This is a genomic window from Oceaniferula spumae, from assembly GCF_042849255.1.
Lineage (GTDB): Bacteria > Verrucomicrobiota > Verrucomicrobiia > Verrucomicrobiales > Akkermansiaceae > Oceaniferula > Oceaniferula spumae.
Genome location: NZ_AP026866.1, coordinates 2,422,541 through 2,444,746, shown reverse-complemented (window position 1 = coordinate 2,444,746; position 22,206 = coordinate 2,422,541). Strand labels below are relative to the sequence as shown.

19 protein-coding genes are annotated in these 22,206 nt (G+C 54.5%); 6 read left to right on the top strand and 13 right to left on the bottom strand.

Annotated elements, in window-relative coordinates; translation table 11 throughout:
* Positions 1-23: 23 nt before the first annotated feature.
* Entirely contained in the window at positions 24-1,487 is a 1,464-nt protein-coding gene (locus ACSPJT_RS10110) for a sulfatase family protein (protein WP_435892424.1), read from the top strand.
* A gap of 36 nt (positions 1,488-1,523) precedes the next feature.
* Here the strand turns inward: ACSPJT_RS10110 and ACSPJT_RS10105 are convergent, their stop codons facing one another.
* Both ACSPJT_RS10105 and ACSPJT_RS10100 read right to left on the bottom strand, forming a co-directional pair.
* The gene (locus ACSPJT_RS10105; protein WP_435892423.1) at positions 1,524-2,297 is read right to left on the bottom strand and encodes a GDSL-type esterase/lipase family protein; all 774 of its coding nucleotides are present in this window, start codon (positions 2,295-2,297) and stop codon (positions 1,524-1,526) included.
* Positions 2,298-2,484: 187 nt separating this feature from the next.
* A complete protein-coding gene (locus ACSPJT_RS10100; RefSeq protein ID WP_435892422.1) occupies positions 2,485-3,297 on the bottom strand; it encodes a hypothetical protein in 813 nt (270 codons plus the stop codon).
* 422 nt (positions 3,298-3,719) lie between these two features.
* Between ACSPJT_RS10100 and ACSPJT_RS10095 the strand changes: the two genes are divergently transcribed.
* From ACSPJT_RS10095 to ACSPJT_RS10085, 3 genes are all read left to right on the top strand, one after another.
* Complete coding sequence (locus ACSPJT_RS10095) at positions 3,720-5,576, top strand: sialate O-acetylesterase (protein ID WP_435892421.1); 1,857 nt, start codon at positions 3,720-3,722, stop codon at positions 5,574-5,576.
* A 105-nt stretch (positions 5,577-5,681) separates the two neighbouring features.
* Positions 5,682-7,247 (top strand): sialate O-acetylesterase, encoded by a 1,566-nt coding sequence (locus ACSPJT_RS10090; RefSeq protein ID WP_435892420.1) that lies wholly within the window; start codon positions 5,682-5,684, stop codon positions 7,245-7,247.
* Between the two features lie 146 nt (positions 7,248-7,393).
* Positions 7,394-8,188, top strand: coding sequence for a PEP-CTERM sorting domain-containing protein (locus ACSPJT_RS10085; RefSeq protein WP_435892419.1), 795 nt, complete (start codon positions 7,394-7,396; stop codon positions 8,186-8,188).
* A gap of 128 nt (positions 8,189-8,316) precedes the next feature.
* Here the strand turns inward: ACSPJT_RS10085 and ACSPJT_RS10080 are convergent, their stop codons facing one another.
* From ACSPJT_RS10080 to ACSPJT_RS10060, 5 genes are all read right to left on the bottom strand, one after another.
* On the bottom strand, positions 8,317-9,069 hold the full coding sequence (locus ACSPJT_RS10080) for a PEP-CTERM sorting domain-containing protein (RefSeq protein ID WP_435892418.1): 753 nt from the start codon (positions 9,067-9,069) through the stop codon (positions 8,317-8,319).
* 431 nt (positions 9,070-9,500) lie between these two features.
* On the bottom strand, positions 9,501-10,058 hold the full coding sequence (nusG, locus tag ACSPJT_RS10075; protein ID WP_435892417.1) for a transcription termination/antitermination protein NusG: 558 nt from the start codon (positions 10,056-10,058) through the stop codon (positions 9,501-9,503).
* Positions 10,059-10,091: 33 nt separating this feature from the next.
* Complete coding sequence (locus ACSPJT_RS10070; protein ID WP_435892416.1) at positions 10,092-10,592, bottom strand: GbsR/MarR family transcriptional regulator; 501 nt, start codon at positions 10,590-10,592, stop codon at positions 10,092-10,094.
* A gap of 108 nt (positions 10,593-10,700) precedes the next feature.
* Positions 10,701-10,892, bottom strand: coding sequence for a hypothetical protein (locus tag ACSPJT_RS10065; RefSeq protein ID WP_435892415.1), 192 nt, complete (start codon positions 10,890-10,892; stop codon positions 10,701-10,703).
* Positions 10,893-11,028: 136 nt separating this feature from the next.
* On the bottom strand, positions 11,029-12,432 hold the full coding sequence (locus ACSPJT_RS10060; protein ID WP_435892414.1) for a glycoside hydrolase family 10 protein: 1,404 nt from the start codon (positions 12,430-12,432) through the stop codon (positions 11,029-11,031).
* Positions 12,433-12,885: 453 nt separating this feature from the next.
* Here ACSPJT_RS10060 and ACSPJT_RS10055 point away from each other — a divergent pair, with 453 nt between their 5' ends.
* Complete coding sequence (locus ACSPJT_RS10055) at positions 12,886-13,716, top strand: helix-turn-helix transcriptional regulator (RefSeq protein WP_435892413.1); 831 nt, start codon at positions 12,886-12,888, stop codon at positions 13,714-13,716.
* 30 nt (positions 13,717-13,746) lie between these two features.
* Here ACSPJT_RS10055 and ACSPJT_RS10050 read toward each other — a convergent pair whose 3' ends face one another.
* The 5 genes from ACSPJT_RS10050 to ACSPJT_RS10030 form a co-directional block, all read right to left on the bottom strand.
* Complete coding sequence (locus tag ACSPJT_RS10050) at positions 13,747-16,650, bottom strand: PVC-type heme-binding CxxCH protein (RefSeq protein WP_435892412.1); 2,904 nt, start codon at positions 16,648-16,650, stop codon at positions 13,747-13,749.
* Positions 16,651-16,868: 218 nt separating this feature from the next.
* The gene (locus ACSPJT_RS10045) at positions 16,869-17,897 is read right to left on the bottom strand and encodes a ThuA domain-containing protein (RefSeq protein ID WP_435892411.1); all 1,029 of its coding nucleotides are present in this window, start codon (positions 17,895-17,897) and stop codon (positions 16,869-16,871) included.
* A gap of 19 nt (positions 17,898-17,916) precedes the next feature.
* The gene (locus ACSPJT_RS10040; RefSeq protein ID WP_435892410.1) at positions 17,917-18,735 is read right to left on the bottom strand and encodes a protein-disulfide reductase DsbD domain-containing protein; all 819 of its coding nucleotides are present in this window, start codon (positions 18,733-18,735) and stop codon (positions 17,917-17,919) included.
* 71 nt (positions 18,736-18,806) lie between these two features.
* Positions 18,807-19,394, bottom strand: a complete 588-nt coding sequence (locus tag ACSPJT_RS10035) for a hypothetical protein (RefSeq protein WP_435892409.1) — start codon at positions 19,392-19,394, stop codon at positions 18,807-18,809.
* A gap of 4 nt (positions 19,395-19,398) precedes the next feature.
* On the bottom strand, positions 19,399-20,499 hold the full coding sequence (locus tag ACSPJT_RS10030; protein ID WP_435892408.1) for an aminopeptidase: 1,101 nt from the start codon (positions 20,497-20,499) through the stop codon (positions 19,399-19,401).
* Between the two features lie 88 nt (positions 20,500-20,587).
* Here ACSPJT_RS10030 and purN point away from each other — a divergent pair, with 88 nt between their 5' ends.
* The gene (gene purN / locus ACSPJT_RS10025) at positions 20,588-21,187 is read left to right on the top strand and encodes a phosphoribosylglycinamide formyltransferase (protein ID WP_435892407.1); all 600 of its coding nucleotides are present in this window, start codon (positions 20,588-20,590) and stop codon (positions 21,185-21,187) included.
* Between the two features lie 10 nt (positions 21,188-21,197).
* Here purN and ACSPJT_RS10020 read toward each other — a convergent pair whose 3' ends face one another.
* Positions 21,198-21,995: a PEP-CTERM sorting domain-containing protein gene (locus tag ACSPJT_RS10020; RefSeq protein WP_435892406.1), complete on the bottom strand. Its 798-nt coding sequence runs from the start codon at positions 21,993-21,995 to the stop codon at positions 21,198-21,200.
* Positions 21,996-22,206: the final 211 nt, after the last annotated feature.

Genomic DNA, 22,206 nt, shown 5'->3' with positions numbered 1-22,206 from the left:
GTATGTTGATTCGGAACATTCATATGAAGCTACGACGAGGTCTTGCAAAATGGATCGGTGTCGTGGCTGTGGCCGTGCCATCGTTCGCCCACTCGGCGGAGCAGGGGAAGCCGCCGAACATCGTGGTGATTCTGGCCGATGACATGGGCTACGGAGACGCGCGTTGCTACAACGAGGACTCCAAGATCCCGACTCCTCATCTCGACAAGTTGGCGAGCGAGGGAATGCGTTTCACGGATGCTCACACGCCGTCGTCGGTCTGTTCACCGACGCGCTATGCAATGCTCACCGGACGATACGCCTGGCGGACGGAGCTGAAACGTCAGGTGCTGTGGGCCTGGGACAGACCGCTGATTGAAAACGGGCGGTTGACGATGGCGTCGATGCTCAACCAGCACGGCTATCACACCGCCTGCATCGGCAAGTGGCACCTCGGCTGGGAGTGGAGGACGGCTGTCGGCACTGCGATGCCGACGTCGCTTAAGATCGGCCAGTCCAACCACAAGCTGCGTGTCAAGCTGGCTGAAAAAGTCGACTACACACAAGAGCTCGGCGGCGGACCGCTCGGCGCGGGCTTTGATTATTACTTTGGCGATGACATGGTGAATCAGCCACCCTACCTGTGGATCGAAAACCAGCGATGCCTGACTCAGCCGACCGAACCCTTGCTCAAGGGCATCAGGGAGGGCTGCTCCAACGGTCCGGCGACCCCTGGGTGGGATCAGACCAAGGTCTTGCCGCGCATCACCGACCGCGCGGTGCAATACCTCCGCACCAGAGGGGCAACGAAGGACCGTCCCTTCTTTCTCTACTTCGCGTTGACCGCGCCGCACCTGCCGGTCATGCCCGGTGAAGCCTACGTGGGGAAATCTTCCTATGGTTCCTACGGTGACTTTGTCCACCATGTCGATGCCATCGTGGGGCAGGTCGACAAGGCGCTCGCCAAAGCCGGTCTCGCGGAGAACACGCTGGTGATTTTCACCTCCGACAACGGCTCCTTCGCTCCCCGCAAAAACGGGCATTCACCCAATGGCGCGCTGCGAGGCAAGAAGGGATCGATTTACGAGGGCGGACACCGGGTGCCGTTCATCGTCCGCTGGCCGGACAAGATCAAACCCGGCTCGGTGAACGGCCAGTTGGTCGGCGTCAATGACCTCATGGCCACCGTCGCGGCCATCGTAGGGCACTCCTTGCCAGACGATGCCGCCGAGGACTCGGTGAATTTTTTACCCACCTTGTTAGACGCAACCAAGGCGGTGCGGCAGGACTTGGTGGCCCACTCAGCAAACGGAGAATTCGCCCTGCGTGACGGCGATTGGAAACTGATTTCCAACGCCCGTAGGAAACCGACCCAACTCTATCACCTCGGCAACGATCCAGCGGAGAGCAAGAACCTGATCGCCGCAGAAAAGGAAGTGGTCGCCCGCTTCGCTGCGAAGCTTGAGCGCTATCACCAGCAGGGACGGAGTGTTGATAGGAAGCCGTGAGGATGACAGGCCGTTGCGCTCAGATTGGCAAAGGGTCTATTGCTTCGGCTTTTTCGCAGGTTGGATTTTTTCCAATTTCAGTTCGGCGAATTTGTTTAGCAGCGCACCTCTCCAGAGGAAATAGCCCTTGCTGTTAGGGTGGATGCCGTCTTTGAGGATTCCTTTCTTCGGGCCGCCGTTTTCATCGGCAAAAAGCGTCCAGGTGTCCAGGGTGGTGACTTGTGGATATTTCTTGGCGAACCCGGCATACATGTTATTCAGTTTTTGCGCCTTCTCCTTGGGGACATTCCTGTTCGGAGCGCTGGGCATGATGTAGCAGAGGATCACCGGGGTCTTATCGTTGTGGGCCTTGATCTTATCGAGCATCAGTTTGACGTTGCCAGCGACGATTTCCGGCTCGGTGTCCCTGCCGAGGTCGTTGACGCCGATGAGGATGACGATGGCGGCGGGGTCCAGGGCGAGCACGTCCCCGTCCATCCGGTAGAGCGCCCCGCGTGAGGTGTCAGCAGAGATACCTCGGTTGGCGGTTTTGTACCCCTTGAACGCACCTCGGAAAGACGGGCTCCAGCCCATCGTGATCGAGTCGCCAAGGAAGGTGATTGCGCCCTTGTCTTGCTCGACGCGTGTGGCCCAGCTTTTCCGGAGTCGGAACCAGAGGCTGTTGAACATCTTTCCTCCGCTGATGGGGCCGGCGCCGGGTGTGTTGGCATCGTCCTTCGGCACGGCCAGGGGGTTGGGCGTGGGGTTTGAGTGGGCCGGGGCGGCTAGCGCGAAGGTAAGAAGTAGGGCGTAAATGGTGCGGGATTTCATAGTGGGGTTTAGCATGCTGGTGATGGGTGGGAGTTTATATACGGCTGAGATTGTTCAGGTGGAACCGAGGGGCGTCGAGGCATTTGCCAGCACCCATGTCAGAGACGCTCTTCAATTGGGCGGAAAAAAGCCGATTCCATCCTCATGGAAGCGGCTTGAGGTGAAAGCAAATCGTGTGGCGTTGTCTTTAGCGGCGACGGCGCAGGATCATGCTGAGGCCGATCAGGCCGAGTAGTGCGCTGCTGGGCTCGGGCACCGCGCTGAATGCCAGGTTGTCTGTGATATCACCTGATCGGATGCTGCGCAGGCTAAGGCTGTCCCAGTTCAGCCAGTTGGTACCGTCCGTGGCGCTGGTGTTCAGAGCGGACATGTCGAAATCACTCATGCCGCTCGGGGTGAGCCAGGTGGATCCGTTCAGGCTGTATTCGAAGGTGCCCAGCTCGTTCACCAAATCGATGGTGAGGCGCATATCGACCACACCGAGAACATTGGCCCCCGCTGCGGTTGCATAACCATCGGTGGACGATGCCACCGCTGTGAAACTGGGTCCAAGATACACGATGAAGCCAGAGGCGGCACCGGCACCCATGAGGACGCCTTGGCTGAAAGTTCCGCCATCATTAAATCCAACTCCAGCACGGGAGAAGCGGTTATTGCCAACTCTTCCGGTCATTTCAAAAACGACTGATGTGGTACTGGCAGACAGATAGGGTCCGCCATCGTCGCGGTAACCGACTCCTGCGGTGGCTGAATTGTTGTAAGCTACGTTGCCGGAGAGGGAGCCGTTGGTCAGGTCGTCGCGGATATGGGTGCCATTTGAACTCATGACCCAACCTCCCTGACCATCGAGTTCGGAGGAGGTGGGGTAGCTGGGATGGGAGGAGCTGGTGTAGCTGTCGAAGTTTTCGGTAGCAACGACGGTCGCCGATGCTTGGCTGGCAATCATCAACGAGCCTCCTACGAGGGTGGCCAATAGTGGGGAAGTGTTGGTGGTTTTCATAATTTTGGCTTATATGAGGTGGTTTGACGACCGTCACGTCAAGTGATCGACCAGTGCACGGCACCACAGGAATTAGACGACCATCTGCCAAGATAAATAGATCCGCATGACTGTCTTCGCAGAAACGGCATCATTATGTAGCAGATCGTGCCATATTTGAGGCTGAAATCAATCCGCAATTAGGCGAGGCAGGTGTTTGGCTGGTCTGAGGCCACTGCAGTTCGACGTGTTATAGATGGTATGTGCGCAGACTTATGGAGGGGTAGAGTCAAGCCAAGGGACGGAACGTCCATGAATATAGGCACTGTCTGTGTGAGCAAAAGTCGTGTTTTCATGCACTGATGCGCAATTTAAATAAAATTGACACCCTGTCGGCTTCTCTTTAGTTGGCGTATATTATTTACGATCAAATAATTGCACACATGGCAAAGACGATATCAATGCTCTCTCTGGGCCTTCTCTGTGCCGTCAGTACTCATGCAGCATCCCTTTCTTGGGATGATGGTGATCCCGCCAACTCCGCATGGTATGCTGCCGATAACTGGAATCCAAATCAGGGTCCAACTGGTAGCGACAATCTCACTGTGGGGTCGGGTCTGAACGCAGCGCTGGGTTCGGCTTTCACCATCACCTCTGGCACGCTCGATATTCAGGACGGAGGAACCGTAGAACTCGTTCTTGATGGTGACATCCGGCTGAGTAACAACGGTGCGGTGAGTGTCAATATCAGTGGCGAGCTGAACCTGAACGATTCAGGCACTTACCTCAGCACCAACGTCAATACCTCCGCGACCCAGGGAACTTTCCGACTGAACGGGGGGAGCATCAATATCAGCGACTGGAACAATTCTCTCCGCTCGGTAGGTAATGCCAACTCCGGCATTGGCTTCGAGTTCATGCAGGCGGGAGACACCATCAATGTATCCGGTATTTCTGCAGCCGAGCAGGCACCTTATCTGGATAAGTTCAAAAATGAGTTAACATTTTTCGGTTTCCGGGGCCAAACGGTGACTTGGTCCGGCACGGCCAACGGTGCCGAGACCCAGGTCCACGAGGGGTTCAAGCTGGTTCGCACAGATGATTTTGCAAACGGCAATTCCACCGTGACGCTGGTTCAGGTGGATCCCAACTTCGGGCCTGAAAAAATAGTGGTGTACTTACTCGGAGGCCAGTCGAACTGTTTTGGTTTGGGTGCTACCTCCGGTCTTTCCAGTGAACTGCAGGCCCCGCTTGCCGAGGTGCTTTTCAGATATGATCAGCCGTCTGCCGGATCGGGTTCCTTGACGACTAAGTCATGGATAGCCCTGCAGCCTGGCAGCGGCAACAATGGTGGCCTCGGGCCGGAGGTCCTGTTCGGGCGGATCCTGCATGAAGAGGTAGGCTCGCAGGAGACGCGCATCGCCCTGGTCAAGTATGCCAAGGGGGGCTCCAGCTTATTTATAGACTGGGCGCCGGGCGGCAACGCAACCACCGTGGGTGATGGCGCCGAGTATGTTAGCTTCCAGAACACCGTCAACTCCGCACTCAGTGACTTGGCTATACTCTACCCGAACTCAGAGATCAGTATCAAAGGCATGATCTGGATGCAGGGTGAGAATGATGCCAGGAACGAGCAGGGGGACGCTTATCAGACCAATCTGAACAACTTCATCGCCGATGTGCGCGCTACCTACGGTGCCGACCTTCCCTTTGTCGTTGGTCAGCTCTCAGATGGGCAGACCGATCTTCCGGCAGTTCAGCTGCAAAAAGTCCAGGACGCCCAGGCGGCAGTGGCGGCAGCCGACCGCTGGGTCGGCCTCGTGAACACGAATGACCTGTCGCTGCTGAGCGACAATCTGCACTTCAATACGGCCGGCCAAGTGGGCATGGGCACGCGCTTTGCCAAGGTGATGCTCACACTGCCCTTGACCGATGATGATGGCAACGGGCTGGATGATGATTGGGAAGAAAACCACTGGGGAGAAGGCATGACCGGGCAGGATCCCGCAGGCGATGATGATCACGACGGCTGGGACAATGCCACCGAATATGCTTGGGATACGGATCCACTGGTAAGCGACGGAGTCGGCTTCACGGCCGCCCCTCCCTCGGGTGATATGGTGGACTTGTCGTGGACCACCGCAGACGAACGGCGCTACATGATCGAAAAATCAGACGACTTGATTAACTGGACGCGCGTTCACTCATTCATCGAGCCGGCATCAGCAGGGGAGTTCAACATGCCGGTAGAGACGGACGGAGAGTCGAAGCAGTTTTATCGGATTGGTGTCCACCGCTAATCGTCCGGCCACGCTCAGAGCTGGATGATATTTCCTAACCGGAGTCCTTCATCAGGTGAAAGAATTCCCGCATTGCACGCGTTACACAGCTCCTATAACACCGTCATGCTTCATCGCTCCTTTTTACTGATCACTGGACGTCGTTTCTCAGTCGCCGCCGTTTATTTAGGTCTTCATCTGGCATGCTTGTTCGGCGCTTTGCAGGTTCGAGCTGAGATCTCAACTCCCGCATTCTTTTCCGATGGCATGGTGCTCCAGCGTGAAGGCGACGCCAAGGTGTGGGGAAAGACGGACCCCGGCACCGAGCTTAAGGCGACCTTTGGGGATGTATCTCTCAGCACGACTTCCGACGAACAGGGCAAGTGGTCGTTCACCTTTAAAAATCTCAAGGCCGACACCACCGGCAAGACACTGACCATCAGCTCGGCCAAGGAGAAGAAAGTCATCAACGATGTGCTGGTGGGCGAGGTCTGGCTTGCCAGCGGCCAGTCGAACATGGAGTGGACAGTCAATAAGACCTCTAGTAAACTCGAGGCCAATACCGCCAACGATTCGCTGTTGCGCGTCTACGTCAGCGCCAACATCGCCCGTGGATATCCGCAGACCGATTTACCCGGCTCATGGAAAGCCACCAAGCCAGGAAACACCGGTGGATTCACCTCGGTGGGCTACAACTTCGCCCGCAAGCTGCGGGCGGAACTCGACGTGCCGGTCGGTGTCATCGAGTGCGCCTGGGGAGGCAAGACCATCCAGAGCTTCATCAGCCGGGAGGCGCTCGAGAACTTGCCGGAAGCCAAAAAAATGTTCGGCCCTCAGCTCAAAGTGCTGGCAGGCCCAGACTTCGTAAAGGCACAGGCCAACTACCAGGCGGCTTTCGAAAGCCATGCCGATGCCCTGAAAAAATGGGAACAAAACAAGCAGGGGAAAAAGCCCGAGCCGCCCAGGCAACCGAACGACCCAGGTCGCAACCCTTTCTACGTCTGCAGTATCTACAACGGTATGGTCGCTCCATTTGTGGGCTACGGCATCCGCGGTGCACTCTGGTATCAGGGCGAGAGTAACGCCAAGGGGGGCAGCAGTCATTTCTATGCCAAGCTGCAGGAAACTCTCATCAAAGACTGGCGCGCGCGATGGGGCAAGGACTTCTCCTTTTACTATGTCCAGCTGGCCGCCTACCATGCACCGAAGAAACAAATGTGGGTCACCGTGCAGGACCAGCAGCGGCGTGTGCTCGACATGGTGCCCGGCACCGGCATGGCGGTGATCACCGATGTCAGCTCTTTGAAAAACATCCACCCGCCTAACAAAAAGGACGTTGGCGAGCGTCTCGCGCGCTGGGCTCTGCACCACGACTACGGAAAATCCGATGTCATAGTCTCCGGGCCGCTCTATCAGTCGAGCAAGGTCGACGGCTCATCACTGGTGCTCAGCTTCAAGCACGCCAAAGGTCTGAAGGCGAGCGATGAGAAGCCGTTGCAGCATTTCGAGCTATCCGATAAGGATGGAAAGTGGCACTCGGCCAAGGCAGAGATCAAAGGTGATACAATAGTTCTCACCAGCGACCAAGTGACCGAGCCAGTCCACGCCCGCTACGCCTGGAATGCCGTGCCGACTGGAGCTAACCTCACCAATACCACCGATCTGCCCGCCAGCTGTTTTACGACGGAGTAGTTAAACTCGCAACCAGCGATTTAACGCGCTAGGGCTTTGGCGACCGTTGAATTTCCTAATGTGCTAAATGAGTTGCCGAAACAATAAAAATTGACACTTTGCAAGCGGTTCGTATAACTCGCTTATTCTCTGATAACCAATAATTTATGAAACAGATACTGCCCCCTCAGTCAATTAAACACTTGGCAACCACCACATTGTCATTTGTTGCCTTGGCATCCACGAGCCATGCCGCGTTGTCTCTACTCAATGGAGACTTCGAATCCCAAGTGGCCTATCAGGATGGCAGCGGTGCCAACCTTTACAGTGACCGTATCGTAGGTACTACGCCGGCCGGAACGGACTGGTATGAGTCGAATACAACCGCGACTTTCAACGGAGATGCGATCCTTAACAGCTCCAACACCGCATTCAATGGACAATACCGGAGCGGCGCTATTGGCACTAGTCAAACCGGTTGGGGTAATGTGGCTCTCCTCGCCAATACCTCGAATTACATCTATCAAAATTTGGGCGCGTATACCAACGAAGCGACCATGACTGTGTCCGTTACCGGGTTCGAAAGGGTGAGCGGAGGTACCACTGGGGACTTCAATCTCCAAGTTACCGTTTACGCTCAGACCGGAGCGTTCACTCCGGGCACGGGAACAGACATTGCATCGGCAGGGCTGACCCAACTTGGCCAATTGTCTTACCATTACGACTTCGACAACAGTGTCACAACCTATGATTCTGAAGATCATGATTTTGTCTTCAATGGCTTTAGTGGTGCTACAAGCGGTGACAACATCTGGATCGATATCCGCAAAGTCACCGGAGCAGGCACGCATGTCGCCACCATCGACAACGTGAGTATCTCTACCACGGCCATTCCAGAACCCTCTGCAACAGCGCTCATTAGCCTTGCCGGCCTTGGCTTCTTCCTGCGCCGCCGCCGTTAAGTTAAAGTATTTGAAATTCCCAACCGCCAAAAAATCCGCGTCGGAGTTTTCCAGCGCGGATTTTTTTTCGTGTTGTGTGGAGAAAAGTAAGTATTCTGTTTTAGGTAAGAATAAGTCGCGATTGCCATTTACCTGCGGCGGCGCAGTAGAGCGAGAGAGCTGAGGCCGAGGAGAGCAAGTGACGAAGGCTCGGGAACCGCGACACCCTGCACATAGAATGTGAAGTCTTGCGCCGCTACTGAACCGTTAGTCGTATCGCTGGTGTTAAGCAGCAAACCATCGGTGTAGGCATTTCCACCGGAGACATTGAACCTGATGAAATTAGGGCTATCGGCTGGAGTGGTGCTGGCGAAGTCGCTGTCGAGATAGGTGAACACGAATGCGTAGGCGGTGTCTTCTTGGAAGGTGACTTCACCGGGAATAAAGTTGATATGATAGTAGTCGTTGGCTGTGTGCGCTGATAGATCGAATGTGCCCGAGAACATGGTAGTCATTCCGGTGCCGTCGAGGGTGTCACCGTCACCGGCACCGTCCCCCATATTCCAGGAAGTTAGGGTATTGCCATTGCCTGAGGGGTTCCAAGCGAAGATCTCCAAAGCCATGGACTCGTCGCCACCGCCGAAGGTTTGGTCTTCGAAAGTTTGCACAGTCAGCGTGGTGATCTGGTAAGAAGGCCCTGTGTTTGCATCGACGTTGAACGTTTGCCCCCGTCGGCTGAACGAAGCACCGCCGTCAACGAAGGCTGTGGTGAAACTGCCACTGTTGTCATTTTGTGAGACGATGTCAGTGGTCGGCTTGACGGTGTCGATCGTTAGCGTAGCGGCACTCAGGCTGAGTGGAGCAAGGCTTACGAGGAAAGCTGCGCATGATGTATTTTTCATAGTGTGACTTGTAGGTTTATTAGGCGGGGAGTGAAAAGTGAGTATCCAAGTCCAGTGAAACGTGGTGAATCAAAACCAGATGGATAAGATACGATGGGTGATCCGTCAATAAGGGATTATTTACTCGGCCGCGCGCATTTTGACTTCGCCGTGGGACTCGGTGGCGCCTACGCCATTGGCGGTGGCGCGAAGGGTGTATTTCGCGTTGGGCTTGTATTCTTTGAGCGGCAGCGCGTAGGTGACGTTCTGGAGCTTGCTGCCGCTGAATGCGCGGTGGCGTCTTTTGCGACGGGCTTGCCGTGGCTGTAGTCGAAGTAGGTGTCCCGGAGCCCTTCGTCCACAGACCTGAACGGCGTGTGATGTGGAGCTTTTCCGTTGTTGTTGCTGAGGAGTAAACAGTGACAGAGAGACACGGCGCTCCCCGTTACGCTCTACTCCGGCAGTGGTTTGTTTGGTAGCAACAGCGAAAACAGATCGGCGTCGATGACTTGGTCGTTGCCGAGGAATTCGATCAGCAGCTTGACGCGCTCGCTGGATGGTAGCACTTCGATGACCTTTCCCTGCATGCCCTGCATCGGGCCGTGGGCGATTTCCACCTCGTCCCCTGGCCGGACCTGAGGCTGCAGCGTCAGGGTGTCGTCTTCCACGCTTTCCTGCTCTTCCATCAGTCGACACATCTCGGCGATGAAGCTGGCGGGTATTTCCGGCACGTAATCTCCGAACTTAAGTAGCGTCATCACGCCGTGGGTGTGGACCACGTTGCGTTCATTTTCGCGACGTGAGAAAAAGGCGAAAATATAGCCGGGAAACATCGCCTCCACCCACCAGATCTTGCCTCGGCGGGTCGCTTTGCGATAGCGCAGGCGCGGGCAGAACGTTTCCACTCCCTCCAGCTGCCTCAGACTTTTGGCGGCGATATGCTCACGCTTTGATTTGGTGCGCACACAATACCAGGCAGGTGGATCGTCGTTTTCTAAAGGGTCTGACATGGGGTCTTGGGCGGGTGGGGTAACACGATCAGTTTATTCTCCCAAGAACTTTTGCAGCAGCGGTAACACGAGGTTGGCTTTCCGAGACCATCTTTCGAGGCGTTCTATGCGTTCATCATAAAATTCACGAAGCTCAGGGTCGTCGATTTTTTGTGCCTCAGTGTGCAAATTCTGAAGCTTGTGTTTACCGCTCTGAAGATGTGGCCGGATTTCTTCGCGGATGAATCCCCCCACGAGCTTCTTCAATTCAACATCGGCTTGGAAATACGTTTTCCGATCATCCTTATAGTCCACCTCGCGGACTGCTCCGAGAGTGCGCAGCGTTTTCAACCCCTGGCTGGCCGAGCCTTTACTGATGCCCAGGCGCGTCACCAGATCATGCATCGTGAGAGGAGTGGGGGAGGCAAAGAGGACTCCGTATATTTCACCTAACGACTTGGGCAGTCCGAGCATGCGGACCCCGTCCTGAAAAAAGGATAATAAATGCTCATCAATGGCACTTACGCCAGATGACGGACAATCAGGTGCGTTCATGGAGTCGAACCTAGCAAGACTCGATCCAAAGTTCAAATTTTTTTGAACACCCCAATGCTAAAAACGCCGGGAGTTTTCCCGGCGGCATCCAAATCAGTATGAAAATGCTTATTTAACGTGAGCGACCGGTAAAGGTGCTTTGTTTTCATCCGTGCCGTCAGCATTGTGATCAGCTGATGAGGTGGCAGCGGCACCTTCTGAAACTGTCGCAGGGGTCTTGACTTGTGAGAAGAACGAGGCGCCCAGCCAAGCGGCAAGGACCAAAGAGCTGGAAATGACGAATAGGCGAACGGACTTCATGCTGTGTGTTGGGTCAGAGGAATGATCCGTTGATGCTAGCATGAAGAGCACACATGCGTAAAGTCTTATATCTGAGGCATCCTCACACGGCTTAGAAGGTCTAAAAGAAGGCTGTCGAAATCCTGACTACAATCGCTTAGCGGGCTACCACACTTGGTGTACTGGTGGTTCCGTATCGGTCGACGGAGCTGATCGCGATCGCGTTTGGGGTGCCGCTGAGGATGATACTATTCACTGATCCGGGCACGATCTTGACGGTATGCCAGATCCGTCCGTAGCGAGCTTGAATGGCGTATTTGGCAGCGCCACGCACAGGACTCCAGCTGGCCTGAACCCCACTTCGCGTAGTGCCCGCCTTCAAGATGGGAGTATGTGGCTTGGCCTGGCTGAGCCATGGCATTGGAGGCACCAGGGCGGCGGTGGTGTAAGCTTCCTTACCAAGCAGCGTGGAAATACCACCCCGGTTTTGATTCAGCGATTTCATGCTCCAGTGCACGTGGCCGGCGTAGTTGCGCCCGATGGTTCTAGACAGTTTCACCTGGTTGAGAATTTCAGAGGCTGGTCTGCCCGGGTCTTCTGTGCTGTTGATGCGTGCGGTCGCGATCCCCGGCCAAACGGGTCGGCTTCCCTGAGCCCGCCACCAGTTTAACAGCAGCGTGTAGCTCTGTGGTCCGGCTACGCGCCAATAGAGCTGTGGCGACATATAATCGCACCAGCCATTCGCAAGCCATTTGCGTGAGTCAGCGGCGAGGTGCTCATAGGCGTTGATGGTGGCAGTAGTGCCGCTGGGAACTCCGGGTTTCCAGATTCCGAATGGGCTGATGCCGACTCGCACCCACGGCTTGGTTTTTTTAACCGAAGCATACATATCGCGCACAAAGGTATCGACGTAGCTTCTTCGCTGAGCTTCGCTTTTGCCATCGGGAAACTGCTGTTTGGCCCGACCATTCGCTGCCACATCTGGATACGGGTAAAAATAGTCGTCAATGTGAATGCCATCGACATCATACCTGCGGGTAACATCTAAAATCACCGACAGGGCACGCTGACGAGTAAAAGAGCTGGCGGGATCCATCCACTTGTAGGATTTGAAATTTCGAATGACCGATGGATGGGTGCGGGTGACATGCTTCGCCGATGTGGGCATGGCGGCATTCGGCAGCGCTCGGAATGGGTTGAACCAAGCATGCACTTCAATGCCGCGTGCGTGGGCTTGGGAAATACAATAGGCCAGCGGATCATAGCCGGGTGATCGTCCCATGGTGCCGCTGATCCACGGACTCCATGGTTCCATGCTGGAGTTGTATGCCGCATCCGCATGGGGGCGCACTTGGAAGATCATCGCATTCAGATTGAGCTTCACCATCCGGTCAAGCATGCCGCGCAGTTCTGCCTGCTGAGCTGCAGCTGAGAGGCCTTTGCGGCTTGGCCAGTCGATATTATAGACACACGCCACCCACGCTCCACGGAATTCCCGGGTGACGACAGGAGGAGTTTCCCTGCTGGGAGAATAGCTCTGTCCGAAAGCCGACAGATTCAAAAAAAGGGGAAGAAAAAGGAGAAGCCACGTGCGCTGAGTCATGGCCGTGACACTCGTTCATGACCGCTGAAAACGCAAGTTGAAAGCAGGGCAGCGGAGCGTGCGGATTGATGTGAAATAGAGGGCCTACAAGTTTACGAGGAAGTGAATCAGGTCACTGGTGTAGGGGAGTGTGGTTACCGCATGGCCGCCTAGCCCTTGCGGGCAGTTATACTGTATTCTGATGTCACACACACATAAGAAACACTCTCAGCGGCCACACGGTAAATTGTCGGTTTAACACACAGTCCGTAGGATATCATGACCCGGCATTGTGACAACCCCCCTATCAAGGGGGATTGAGGGCGAATTTATATTTATAAATTCATAACCAACTTACGACGAACGGTATACGTTTATGTGTTAGAAATGACTTGAATATAGATATCCTATGTCATACGATCTATTTTGGACATGTTAGATATAGGTGGTGACAGTGATAAATCTGAGTCGATAGATCAATTGCGTGATCTATGGGCATCAGTGTCTTCATATCCAGTTTATCAAAGTGAGGAGGCGATGCTTCATTTCCTCAACACAATGTGCAAAATATTAGGTGCTCATTCCGGCACGTGGCTGGCGATGAAAAAACTCAAGAGCAATCCTCGGCGGGTAGCGGCAGATGATTATGCGGTAATTTTAGAACAGCTCGGCGGCTGGGCTCCAGTGGCCGCTGTGTACACGTCGAAGAGTAAGAATTTAAATGGTGTAATGAACCGCTGGCTGATGCATGCCCGAAAAGAGGGTGTGGATCCACTCAGTCAGACGGTCTTAGATAACTTTGGGAAAAGTCGGGTCCATATCAGCGCTGAGCTTGATCCAGAGTTGAACTGGGCAGATAGCTGGCTGCCGAAAAAGTATTTCTCATATTATGGTATAGGAGACAGGATGATGGGACTGTATTACCTAACAGATGACTGTGAATCCTGTCTTGTGTTCGACCGGCCGGCTGATTCCGAGGCGTTTAGTGCTGTGGAGAAAAATGTGTTGTACCTTGCAATGACCGGGTCCACGGAACTCCACAAGCGCTTGCTGATGGAGCACGGCGTGATCAGAGCCACAACTCCCTTGAGTAAGAGAGAGCGAGAAACTTATCGGCTCCTTTTGACGGAGATGTCAGAGAGCCAGATTGCTGATAAAATGAAACTTTCCATGCACACGGTCCATGACTATGCGCGGGGGTTATATAAGAAATTTCAAGTCAAAGGCAGGGTGGGGCTGATGGCGCTCGTGTTAGGGCATTGAGTGTTTTCTCTGTATCAAGCGGTCGCTTGATTACTCCACAATCATCTCACCCTTCATGATGGTCCAGTGACCAGGGAAGGTGCAGACGAAAGGATACTTGCCTGGTTTTTTGGGTGCGATGAATCGCAGCGTTTCTGATGTGTGGGGTTCTAACAATTTGCTGTGATGGAGAATACGTTTGTCGTCTGGGATATAATGTTTTTTGGCGGCCTCCGGGTCTTTGGCCATTTCGTTCGCCGCCATGCCGATATCTTGGATGGGGGTGCCGAGGGCTAGAATGAGGATATTGTGCTGAGTGAAGTCAGGGTTATCGAAGACCAGTTTCACAGGAGCTCCGGCTTTGACCTTGAATTTGTTAATGGTGAACTGAATGCGTTCGGGGATCGCACCGATTTTAACAGTCTGCAGGTTTTTCTGTTTATCGAATTGCTGGTCGGCGCGACTGATTTTTTCTTTAGGTGCGGTTTTCGCTGCCTTGCCGAGTGAGTTGAGCTTTTGCTTGGTCTCGTTCGTCCAGAACGGGCGCAGGGCGGCGGAGCTGAAGCTTGTCCGGATGGCGTAGGCCAAGTGGGTGCCGGCGGGTAATGTGAGCACGTGCTGGATAGCATCAAATGCTTCCTGAGTGCCGATATAACTCGCTCCGATCACTGCTTCGCGACGGACATGCTGGGAGGAGTGGCTGACTCCTGACTTCAGGAGTGAGCTAACCTTTTCCTTGGGCAATTCGGCATGCCAGAAACGCAGTGGACCAAAGGCGGCAGCGGCAGCCAGATGGTTATCCGACTGAGTGAGTTTTTCTAACAACTCAAGGTTCGGTTGACCAATGCCTTGGAAAAGCCAGAGAGCTTCGAGAAGGTGATGGGTGTCAGTTTGCTTGGAAGTCCAGCTGGTGAGGGCTTTACCGACTTCTTTGTGGTCGCGGGCGCGGAGTTCGCATTTTGCCCATGTGCGGATGCGGTATTGAGGAGACTTGAGAAGTTCTAACAATTCCTGAATGGAAGCTCCGGCGATCTTGGGAGCGTCGGCGAGTTTGGCACCTTTTGGCACAACGCGCCAGATACGGCCGGCTTTGCGGTCGCGGCGAGGGTCACGGAGTGAGTATTGCGCGTGGCCTTTGACGGGGTTATACCAATCACTGATATAAAGAGCGCCTCGTGGTCCGAACTTCAGATCGACGGGGATGAACGAGAGGTTGGTGGAGAAGATGAGGTTGAATTGTTTTTTCTCCTCAAAGTGATCCGCCTTTTCCGTCCATGTGTGGAACTCGACGTTGTTGGTCGGTTTGTAGCGGTTCTTGATGAAGCCGCCTTGCATTTCCTTGGGCCAGAATGGGAAATCGACAAAGTCGTGACCGCAGACACCGGAGTAGGCCTGCATGCCGTTGGCTTTGGGGTGTTGTCCGGGCTCTTGCTGGAATCCGGATCCGGCTTTGTTATCGCCGCGAGGGTAGGCAGGGTTGGTAGCATGGAAGGTGCTGGCGAACACGGGGTGGGAGGCGACGTGATTGCCCCACTTGTCAAAGGTGACTCCCCAAGGGTTGGTATTCGGGTAGGAACCGAATGTTAGGAGTTGTTTGTTCGCTGGGCGGTAGAGGAACCAGGATGAATTTTTTGCCCTAACAGGGCCGTAGGCGGTTTCTACTTGGGAGTGTTGAAAAATGGATTCGCGGAACATGAGTTCGCCGCCGGGTGTCCAGGCTAGGTCATGTAGAGCGTGGTGAGAGTCTTCGCAGCCGAAGCCGGTGTAGACTATCTCACGGGTGTCAGCTTTGTCGTCTCCGTCCGTGTCTTGGAGGTAGAGAAGGTGCGGTTCGTCGGAGCAATAAACGCCGCCTTTTCCATCCAACACGAAGGAGAGGGGGATGTGCAGATTTTCAGCGTAGGTGGTGCATTTGTCGGCTTTGCCGTCTTGATCAGTATCTTCGAGGATGATGATTTTATCCGATGGTTTTTGGCCGGGGTAAACGTGTGGGTAGGTGGTGGATGTGGAAACCCAGAGACGGCCACGGGCGTCCCAGCGGATGGAAATGGGGCAGGCCATTTCAGGGAAATCTTCCTCGGAGGCGAAGCAGTTGACCTCGAAGCGGGGGTCGACTTTGAAGGCCTTTTGCTCATCGGCAACGGACATGAATTCGTTCGCACCGCGTGCGAGTTTGACGGGTTCCAACTCCGGTAGTTTTGAGTCGTCCGGCTTGGTCGGAGTTCCGGCAGCGGTGGCGTGGATGGCTTTGTTCCGGTTCTCCACCATGAGATCGAAATTGCGCATGGCGGGTAGGAAATCGAGATAACCGTATCCTTTGTTACGAGCGCCGACGTAGTAGAAGGTGTTCAGCGGGCGGTAGCGGTAGAAGAACTGGGTGGCTTTATCGACGACGAGTGTGCGCAGGTCTTCGTTGATGACTGGCGGTGTTGCGTTGAAGAGTTTTTGGAAAACGGCTTTGGCAAACTCGGAGTGGCCGTGGGCGTTGAGCGCGTTGCCGTTTCTGGTGCGCTGCGCTTTGCTTGGAGTGTGGCCGGTAAAGATGTCGGCAAATGCCACCTTATGTTGATCGGCTACATCTTTCATCGCGGCGGTGTAGAGCGCGATGTTCTTGTTGTTCATATCCGCGGCTTTGACGCCAGAGATGTTTTCATTGGCGGCGGGGGAAAGCAGCACGATCTGTGCGGCAGTCTTGCCGTTGTAGGCGCGAGTTTTGATGTGTGCGAGGAACTTGCCTAGACGCTGTTTAAACGCGGCGAGTCCCTTTTCGCCTTCAAAGGATTCGTTGTATCCGAAGGCGGCGATGATGAGATCGGTTTTGTAGTAGAGCAGATGTTGGTCGAGGGTGCCGAAATTGCCCGGGCGCGGCATGGTGTCGATTTCATCGGCCGGCCAGGCAAAGTTGCGGATCTCCAGCTTGTGTTTGGGAAGATGCTGATGAAGCAGGGTTTCCAAATGTCCCTGACGACGTTCAGTGTCTAACAGTAGGTTTCCGACGAGGGCAACACGGGTGCCCGGTTTGATGTCGAGCGGTAGCGAAGTGGCTACGGCTGTGGTCGCCTTAGGGTTAGGCGAGGATTTGCGATTGATGTAAAAATCAGCCAGAGCGGGATTCCGCTCTGGCGTCTTGACTTGATCGGGCTTTTGTTTGGCGTCCCCCTTAGCCTTTGGTGCTACTTGCGCCCTTTTTTTTTAGCAGGTGCTGGGTCTGCTTTTTTAGGCATGATCGCAGTGTCGTAGTCGGCCAAATCGGCAGGTTTAATGCCCTTGGAGTAACCGCCCATTCTGAATGTGTTAGGCTGGTATTTGCCCACGAAGCTGATGTCAGCATCGGCTTTGATTTCGTTTTCCAGACCTGCTGCCCAGAAGATGCCGTTGATGGCCATGCGGCGGTAGTTATCGTCTAACTGGTCTTCAGATGCACCCTGAGTGGAGTGAAATACGCGACCTTGTTTGCCGTTTTTGGCAGTGTATTCGCGGGTCCATGTGCAGGGGACTGGTGGCTTCTTGGCATCAAGCTCAGCGTCCTTTTCCATGGAGACCATGGGCTGTGAGTTGGCGATCACGGTGAATCCTTCACGGGCGACACCATTGTAGCCACCGGCGTAGCAGAAGGCACCGTCCTTAACTCCGCGGAGGATGGGGTTGTCTTTCTGCTCGGGGATGAGCTGGATGCGGGTGCCTTGCTTGTGGTTTTTGCCATAGTGGCCCACCCAAGTGTTGCCGAGAATTTGATGTCCGAAACCTTTTTCGTAGTCCTTGCCCTTATACTGGAAGCTGTATTTGGCGTATTTGGAGTCGGCTGGGATCTTGAACGCGTGAGAGGAAGTACGGAATCCGACAACTGGGCCTCCACGATCGAGGTAGTTGACGATGTGCTGCATCTGATCGTCAGGAAGATTGAGGAAGCGGGTGAAGATCACCATGACGTCGGCTTTTTCCAGTGCCTCAAGGCCCTTGATGTTGGATGCGCCCGGTGTGATCTCTCCATTATCGTTAACTCCAAAAAGCACGGTGCACTTGAAGCCGTGGTGCTTGGCAAGGATACGAGCCAAGGCAGGGCAGGTTTCTTCTGCGCGGTATTCGTGATCAGATGCCACGAAGACGATGTGCTTCCCTTTTCCAGGGCCGGTGGTTCCTTCGTATGTAATTTGGGCAGATAGGGGCATGATGCTGAGAGCTAGCAGGATTAGATATTTCATGATGGGTTCGGAGTTGAGATTATTGAGAGTATTTGGGATCGATGAGGATGTATTGTCCTCCGGCTTTGAGCACTGAGGTGAGTCGCTTAGAGTTCTCGGGAGAAAATTCAGAACGCTCAACACTCAGCAACCACGATCCGTCTGGCTGGACTTTTAGCTTTTGCTCTTTATCGGAGGAAATCTGGCCGTCACAAGAAAAAAGATAGACATCCTTGGCGGGAGTTTCCGCTGGCGGTGAAATTTTCACTTGGATCGTTTTATCACTTGAGCCGGTGAGGATGCTGGCACTCCATGCTTGGGAGACCTTGGGGATTTCTTGCTGTGCGGTTGCGATGAGCTTCTTGGCCTTGGGGTCAGCGGTGGTTTGGTCACCGACATTGAGGTTCAAAGTGAACTCCTTGAAGCCCGGGTGGCATTTGCTCGCACAGCACATCCATCCAGCGGACGCGGTGAGGGTGACCTCTTTGGCGGCGATGGTTTTTGGTGGGGTGATCGTAACTAACAGGGTGACATCGCGCTCGTAACCATGACATGGGTGGGAGGCCATTTTGGTCAGCTCCGGATATGGCCAGCGAATGTCTGAGGAGGTGAAGCCCTCGGGTAGTTTCCAGTCGATCTTCGTCGCGAGTCCTACTGAGCCGGGGTTTTGCCAATAGGTGTGGTAGCCCTCGTGATGATGAATGTGCAGGCCCACCGTGAACGGCTGACCGGGAACCACAGTGGTCGTTTCGGAAATGAGACCGATGTCCAAACCCTGATTTTTTTCCGCATGGGATAACGTGGCCGATCCCAAAAGGGCGGAGACCATGGTTATTTTCAGGAGACTAAGGTTATACATGATGGACATCTACTGCGTCAGGCAGTCTCGCATCTACGTATGCACATGTCATCTTATTTCACGGCGATGTGTCATGAGCCGAATGTCAGGATGAGTAAAAATAAGACCAGTGCCAGGGTGGAAAAAAGAAACGATCCCACGACGGCAAATACCAAGGTGATCCAGAACACAGGGTTCCCCATGGCTGAGACGGTTTTGATGTTGCCAGCAATGCCTGAGACGTCACCGGCACTCGCAATGATATCTTTGAGAACTTTGCCGATCAGTCGGTAGGTGCGCCATTTTCCCAAGGATGCAAATTTCTGAGACAGAACCTCCTTGGTCTCGGCCGGGTGTTCCTCACGGAAGCGATGGATGGTTTCTTTGATGGATGAAATCTGCGCGGGAGCTTCACGCAGGCTGCTCAGCATCCAGTGGTAATAGGCTAGAACGAGCACCGGCAGTAGCGCCAGCAGCCCATACCCGCTGGTGAGAAGCCAATGGTAATCTCGATCCCAGCCCAGCACATAAATACCTAGCCCCCAACTCGCGACAGAGCAGGCCATCGCTACCCAGACAAGCTTCAGGCTGGCACTCGCCATGCTGGCACCCGTGGTCAGCAGGCGCTTGATCCATTTGTAGAGATCGCGATCTTGCTCAGGGGGCTCGTTGATTTCCATGGTGTTAGAAATTTAGTCCGTGGAGAGACTTGGGCAGGAAGACGCCGTCCTTGCGGATGAGTTTGCCATCGAAGTAAATCTCACCACCGCCGTAGTCTTTGCGCTGAATAGTGACCATGTCCCAGTGAACTTGGGAGCGGTTGCCGTTGTCGGCGTCTTCGTAGGCTTGGCCGGGAGTGAAGTGGAACGACCCAGCGATTTTTTCGTCGAAAAGGATGTCGCGCATCGGCTCCATGATACCGGGGTGAAAACCGAGGGCGAACTCGCCAATGTAGCGCGCGCCCGGGTCGGCATCGAGGATCTTGTTGAGTTCCTTGGTCTGTGAGCCGGCGTCGGCTTTGACGATCTTACCCTTTTTGAACTCGAGGCGGATGTTGTCGAAGGGGATTCCCTGATAAACGGTCGGCGCGTTGTGGGTGATCACGCCCTCGACGCTGTCTTTGACAGGGGCGGTGAAGACTTCGCCGTCGGGGATGTTATACTCGCCGCCGCAGACGATGGCTGGAATGTCCTTGATGGAAAACTGGAGATCGGTGCCTTTGTTTTTGATATGCACGTGGTCGGTCTTTTCCATCAGTCGCTTCAGTGCGTTCATCGCAGGGAGCATGGCTTTGTAATCTAACAAGCAAACATCGAAGTAGAAATCCTCGAATGCCTCCGTGCTCATACCCGCTTGTTGCGCCATCGCCGGATGAGGCCAGCGCAACACACACCATTTGGTTTGATCTACCCGATGGTTCATGACCTTGCGCATGTGTTTCATCACCGTTTTCATTTTGGCCGACGGCACATCGCTGGTTTCACAGATGTTATGCGAGCCGCGGATCGCGATGTAGGCGTCCATATCCTTCATCTCCGCGAGCTGATGCTTGGCCACCAGTCCATACTGCTCGTCAGTAGCGCCCATCGACATCTCACGGCCCAAACGCCCATGCTCAACCCGCAGCACCGGAATGCCCTTCTTCGCCCGCACCTCACGGATCAATGCGATGCCCAGCTCATCCGGCACATCGGAGAGGTGAAGCATGACTTTTTCACCCTTCTTGATCTTGGTGGAGTAGCGGACGAGTTGCTTGGCGAGTTCGGAAATTCTTGGGTCTTGCATGGAGGGGAGAATCAAGAATTGAGAGCTCAGAGTCAAGAGATGGGAGAATTCATTTGCCCGTATCGATGGAGCCGCCTAGGAAATGGGCATGTCCAATGGCGATGGAAAGATCAAACTCGGAGTGCTCGGCTCCGGCTCCGGCTCTAACATGCAGGCAATCCTCGATGCGATCCAAGACGGCTCGCTCGATGCCGAGATCGTGCTGGTGCTATCTGATAATCCGGACGCCTACATTCTCGAACGTGCGCAAAAAGCCGGCATCCCCGCCGAAGTGATCGATTGCGGAGGCTACAAAACCCGCTTCCCAGACGAGTCCCAGGCGGCAGTCGCCGAAAAGCTCAAAGCCGCCGGTGTCGAGATCGTCTGCCTCGCCGGATTCATGCGCTTGGTGAAACAACCGATGCTCGATGTCTTTCCTAACAGAATACTCAACATCCACCCGTCCCTGCTACCCGCCTACCCAGGCCTGATGGCGTGGAAACAAGCGGTCGATGACGGAGCCCGCGAGTCCGGCTGCACCGTGCACTACGTCGATGCCGGCATGGACACCGGCCCGATCATTCTCCAAGCCAGAGTCCCGGTCATCCCGAATGACACCGCCGATACCCTGCACGCCCGAATTCAGGAGCAGGAGCACACGCTTTATCCAGAGGCGGTGAGGAAAGTTGCTGCCAGTTTGGAATCTTAACAATGGCGCGTTACGCGCGTCTGCAGCGCTTGAAAAGAAACCCGCTGAGTCCCAGAGCGAAAAGTGCGCTTGAGCTAGGCTCGGGCACAACACTGAGATAGACGGCCGGTGCGTAGATCTGACCGCGGAAATGCTCCCCGTTAGCTGTAGGATGCCGGCCTATTCCAATCGGGCGGTTCAGCCCATCGCCGAAGCTGGTGAGGGTCTGGCCAGCCAACGTTGTTACGCTCCCGTTCAGATCGACTCTGATGTCACCGACGACAGCATTCAGATCGCTTCCATCGGTCACTGTGAAAGAGTAATTGATGTCATTCCATCCACTGACATCAAGGCCGCTGGAAGCGTTGAGGGTTATGATGGGGGCATTATCCAGGCTGATGAGGACTTCTCCTCCGTTGTTGCTCCGGGCGGCAATGTAGTTCGTTCCTGCATAATCGATTATTTTCCGTACATTGTTAGACAGGCCTCTGAAGGATACCGATATTGTGAACCCGCCATTGTTGACGATGGCCGTATTGTTGAGAAGCTGCGTTGCGTTCGTGGTGATGACACCGAAGGTTGTCGAGTAATCCAATGAGTGGGATCCTCGGGTGGCTCCCGCTGGGATGTCAGTGGATACAGCAATATTCGCACCACCATTTTGTCCTGTAACTGTGGCATTATTGCCAGCTGGACTGAGGTCAGTGACGGTTGTATTGGAGGCGTCGTATGAAGTATCAAATTCATACTCGAAAACAGCAGTGAGGGCCGCAGATGCGACGTGTGTCATTGCTAGAAGCGATAGAAAGGAGGGGAAGATGCGTTTCATAAACTTCCCTTAGTATATTGAAGACGTGATTGCGCGTCCAGTATGAAATACCATGAGGGATCCCCCAAACACGGTGGTGGAGGTTAAAGATAGTAGTGGGCGTTTGATGCTTTGATACACAGGTCGATGTTCGCTGTTTCCTATCTGGACATCACCAAAGCGTAGTGTATCACCCATGCATGCCAGCTAAGAAATCCGCGAAAAAGTCTGC

What these genes read in the sequence shown, in the direction of transcription:
- ACSPJT_RS10110 (WP_435892424.1), top strand. Translation starts at nt 24, where the DNA reads ATGAAGCTACGACGAGGTCTTGCAAAATGGATCGGTGTCGTGGCTGTG.
- ACSPJT_RS10105 (WP_435892423.1), bottom strand. Translation starts at nt 2,297, where the DNA reads ATGAAATCCCGCACCATTTACGCCCTACTTCTTACCTTCGCGCTAGCC.
- ACSPJT_RS10100 (WP_435892422.1), bottom strand. Translation starts at nt 3,297, where the DNA reads ATGAAAACCACCAACACTTCCCCACTATTGGCCACCCTCGTAGGAGGC.
- ACSPJT_RS10095 (WP_435892421.1), top strand. Translation starts at nt 3,720, where the DNA reads ATGGCAAAGACGATATCAATGCTCTCTCTGGGCCTTCTCTGTGCCGTC.
- ACSPJT_RS10090 (WP_435892420.1), top strand. Translation starts at nt 5,682, where the DNA reads ATGCTTCATCGCTCCTTTTTACTGATCACTGGACGTCGTTTCTCAGTC.
- ACSPJT_RS10085 (WP_435892419.1), top strand. Translation starts at nt 7,394, where the DNA reads ATGAAACAGATACTGCCCCCTCAGTCAATTAAACACTTGGCAACCACC.
- ACSPJT_RS10080 (WP_435892418.1), bottom strand. Translation starts at nt 9,069, where the DNA reads ATGAAAAATACATCATGCGCAGCTTTCCTCGTAAGCCTTGCTCCACTC.
- nusG (WP_435892417.1), bottom strand. Translation starts at nt 10,058, where the DNA reads ATGTCAGACCCTTTAGAAAACGACGATCCACCTGCCTGGTATTGTGTG.
- ACSPJT_RS10070 (WP_435892416.1), bottom strand. Translation starts at nt 10,592, where the DNA reads ATGAACGCACCTGATTGTCCGTCATCTGGCGTAAGTGCCATTGATGAG.
- ACSPJT_RS10065 (WP_435892415.1), bottom strand. Translation starts at nt 10,892, where the DNA reads ATGAAGTCCGTTCGCCTATTCGTCATTTCCAGCTCTTTGGTCCTTGCC.
- ACSPJT_RS10055 (WP_435892413.1), top strand. Translation starts at nt 12,886, where the DNA reads ATGTTAGATATAGGTGGTGACAGTGATAAATCTGAGTCGATAGATCAA.
- ACSPJT_RS10045 (WP_435892411.1), bottom strand. Translation starts at nt 17,897, where the DNA reads ATGAAATATCTAATCCTGCTAGCTCTCAGCATCATGCCCCTATCTGCC.
- ACSPJT_RS10040 (WP_435892410.1), bottom strand. Translation starts at nt 18,735, where the DNA reads ATGTATAACCTTAGTCTCCTGAAAATAACCATGGTCTCCGCCCTTTTG.
- ACSPJT_RS10035 (WP_435892409.1), bottom strand. Translation starts at nt 19,394, where the DNA reads ATGGAAATCAACGAGCCCCCTGAGCAAGATCGCGATCTCTACAAATGG.
- ACSPJT_RS10030 (WP_435892408.1), bottom strand. Translation starts at nt 20,499, where the DNA reads ATGCAAGACCCAAGAATTTCCGAACTCGCCAAGCAACTCGTCCGCTAC.
- purN (WP_435892407.1), top strand. Translation starts at nt 20,588, where the DNA reads ATGTCCAATGGCGATGGAAAGATCAAACTCGGAGTGCTCGGCTCCGGC.
- ACSPJT_RS10020 (WP_435892406.1), bottom strand. Translation starts at nt 21,995, where the DNA reads ATGAAACGCATCTTCCCCTCCTTTCTATCGCTTCTAGCAATGACACAC.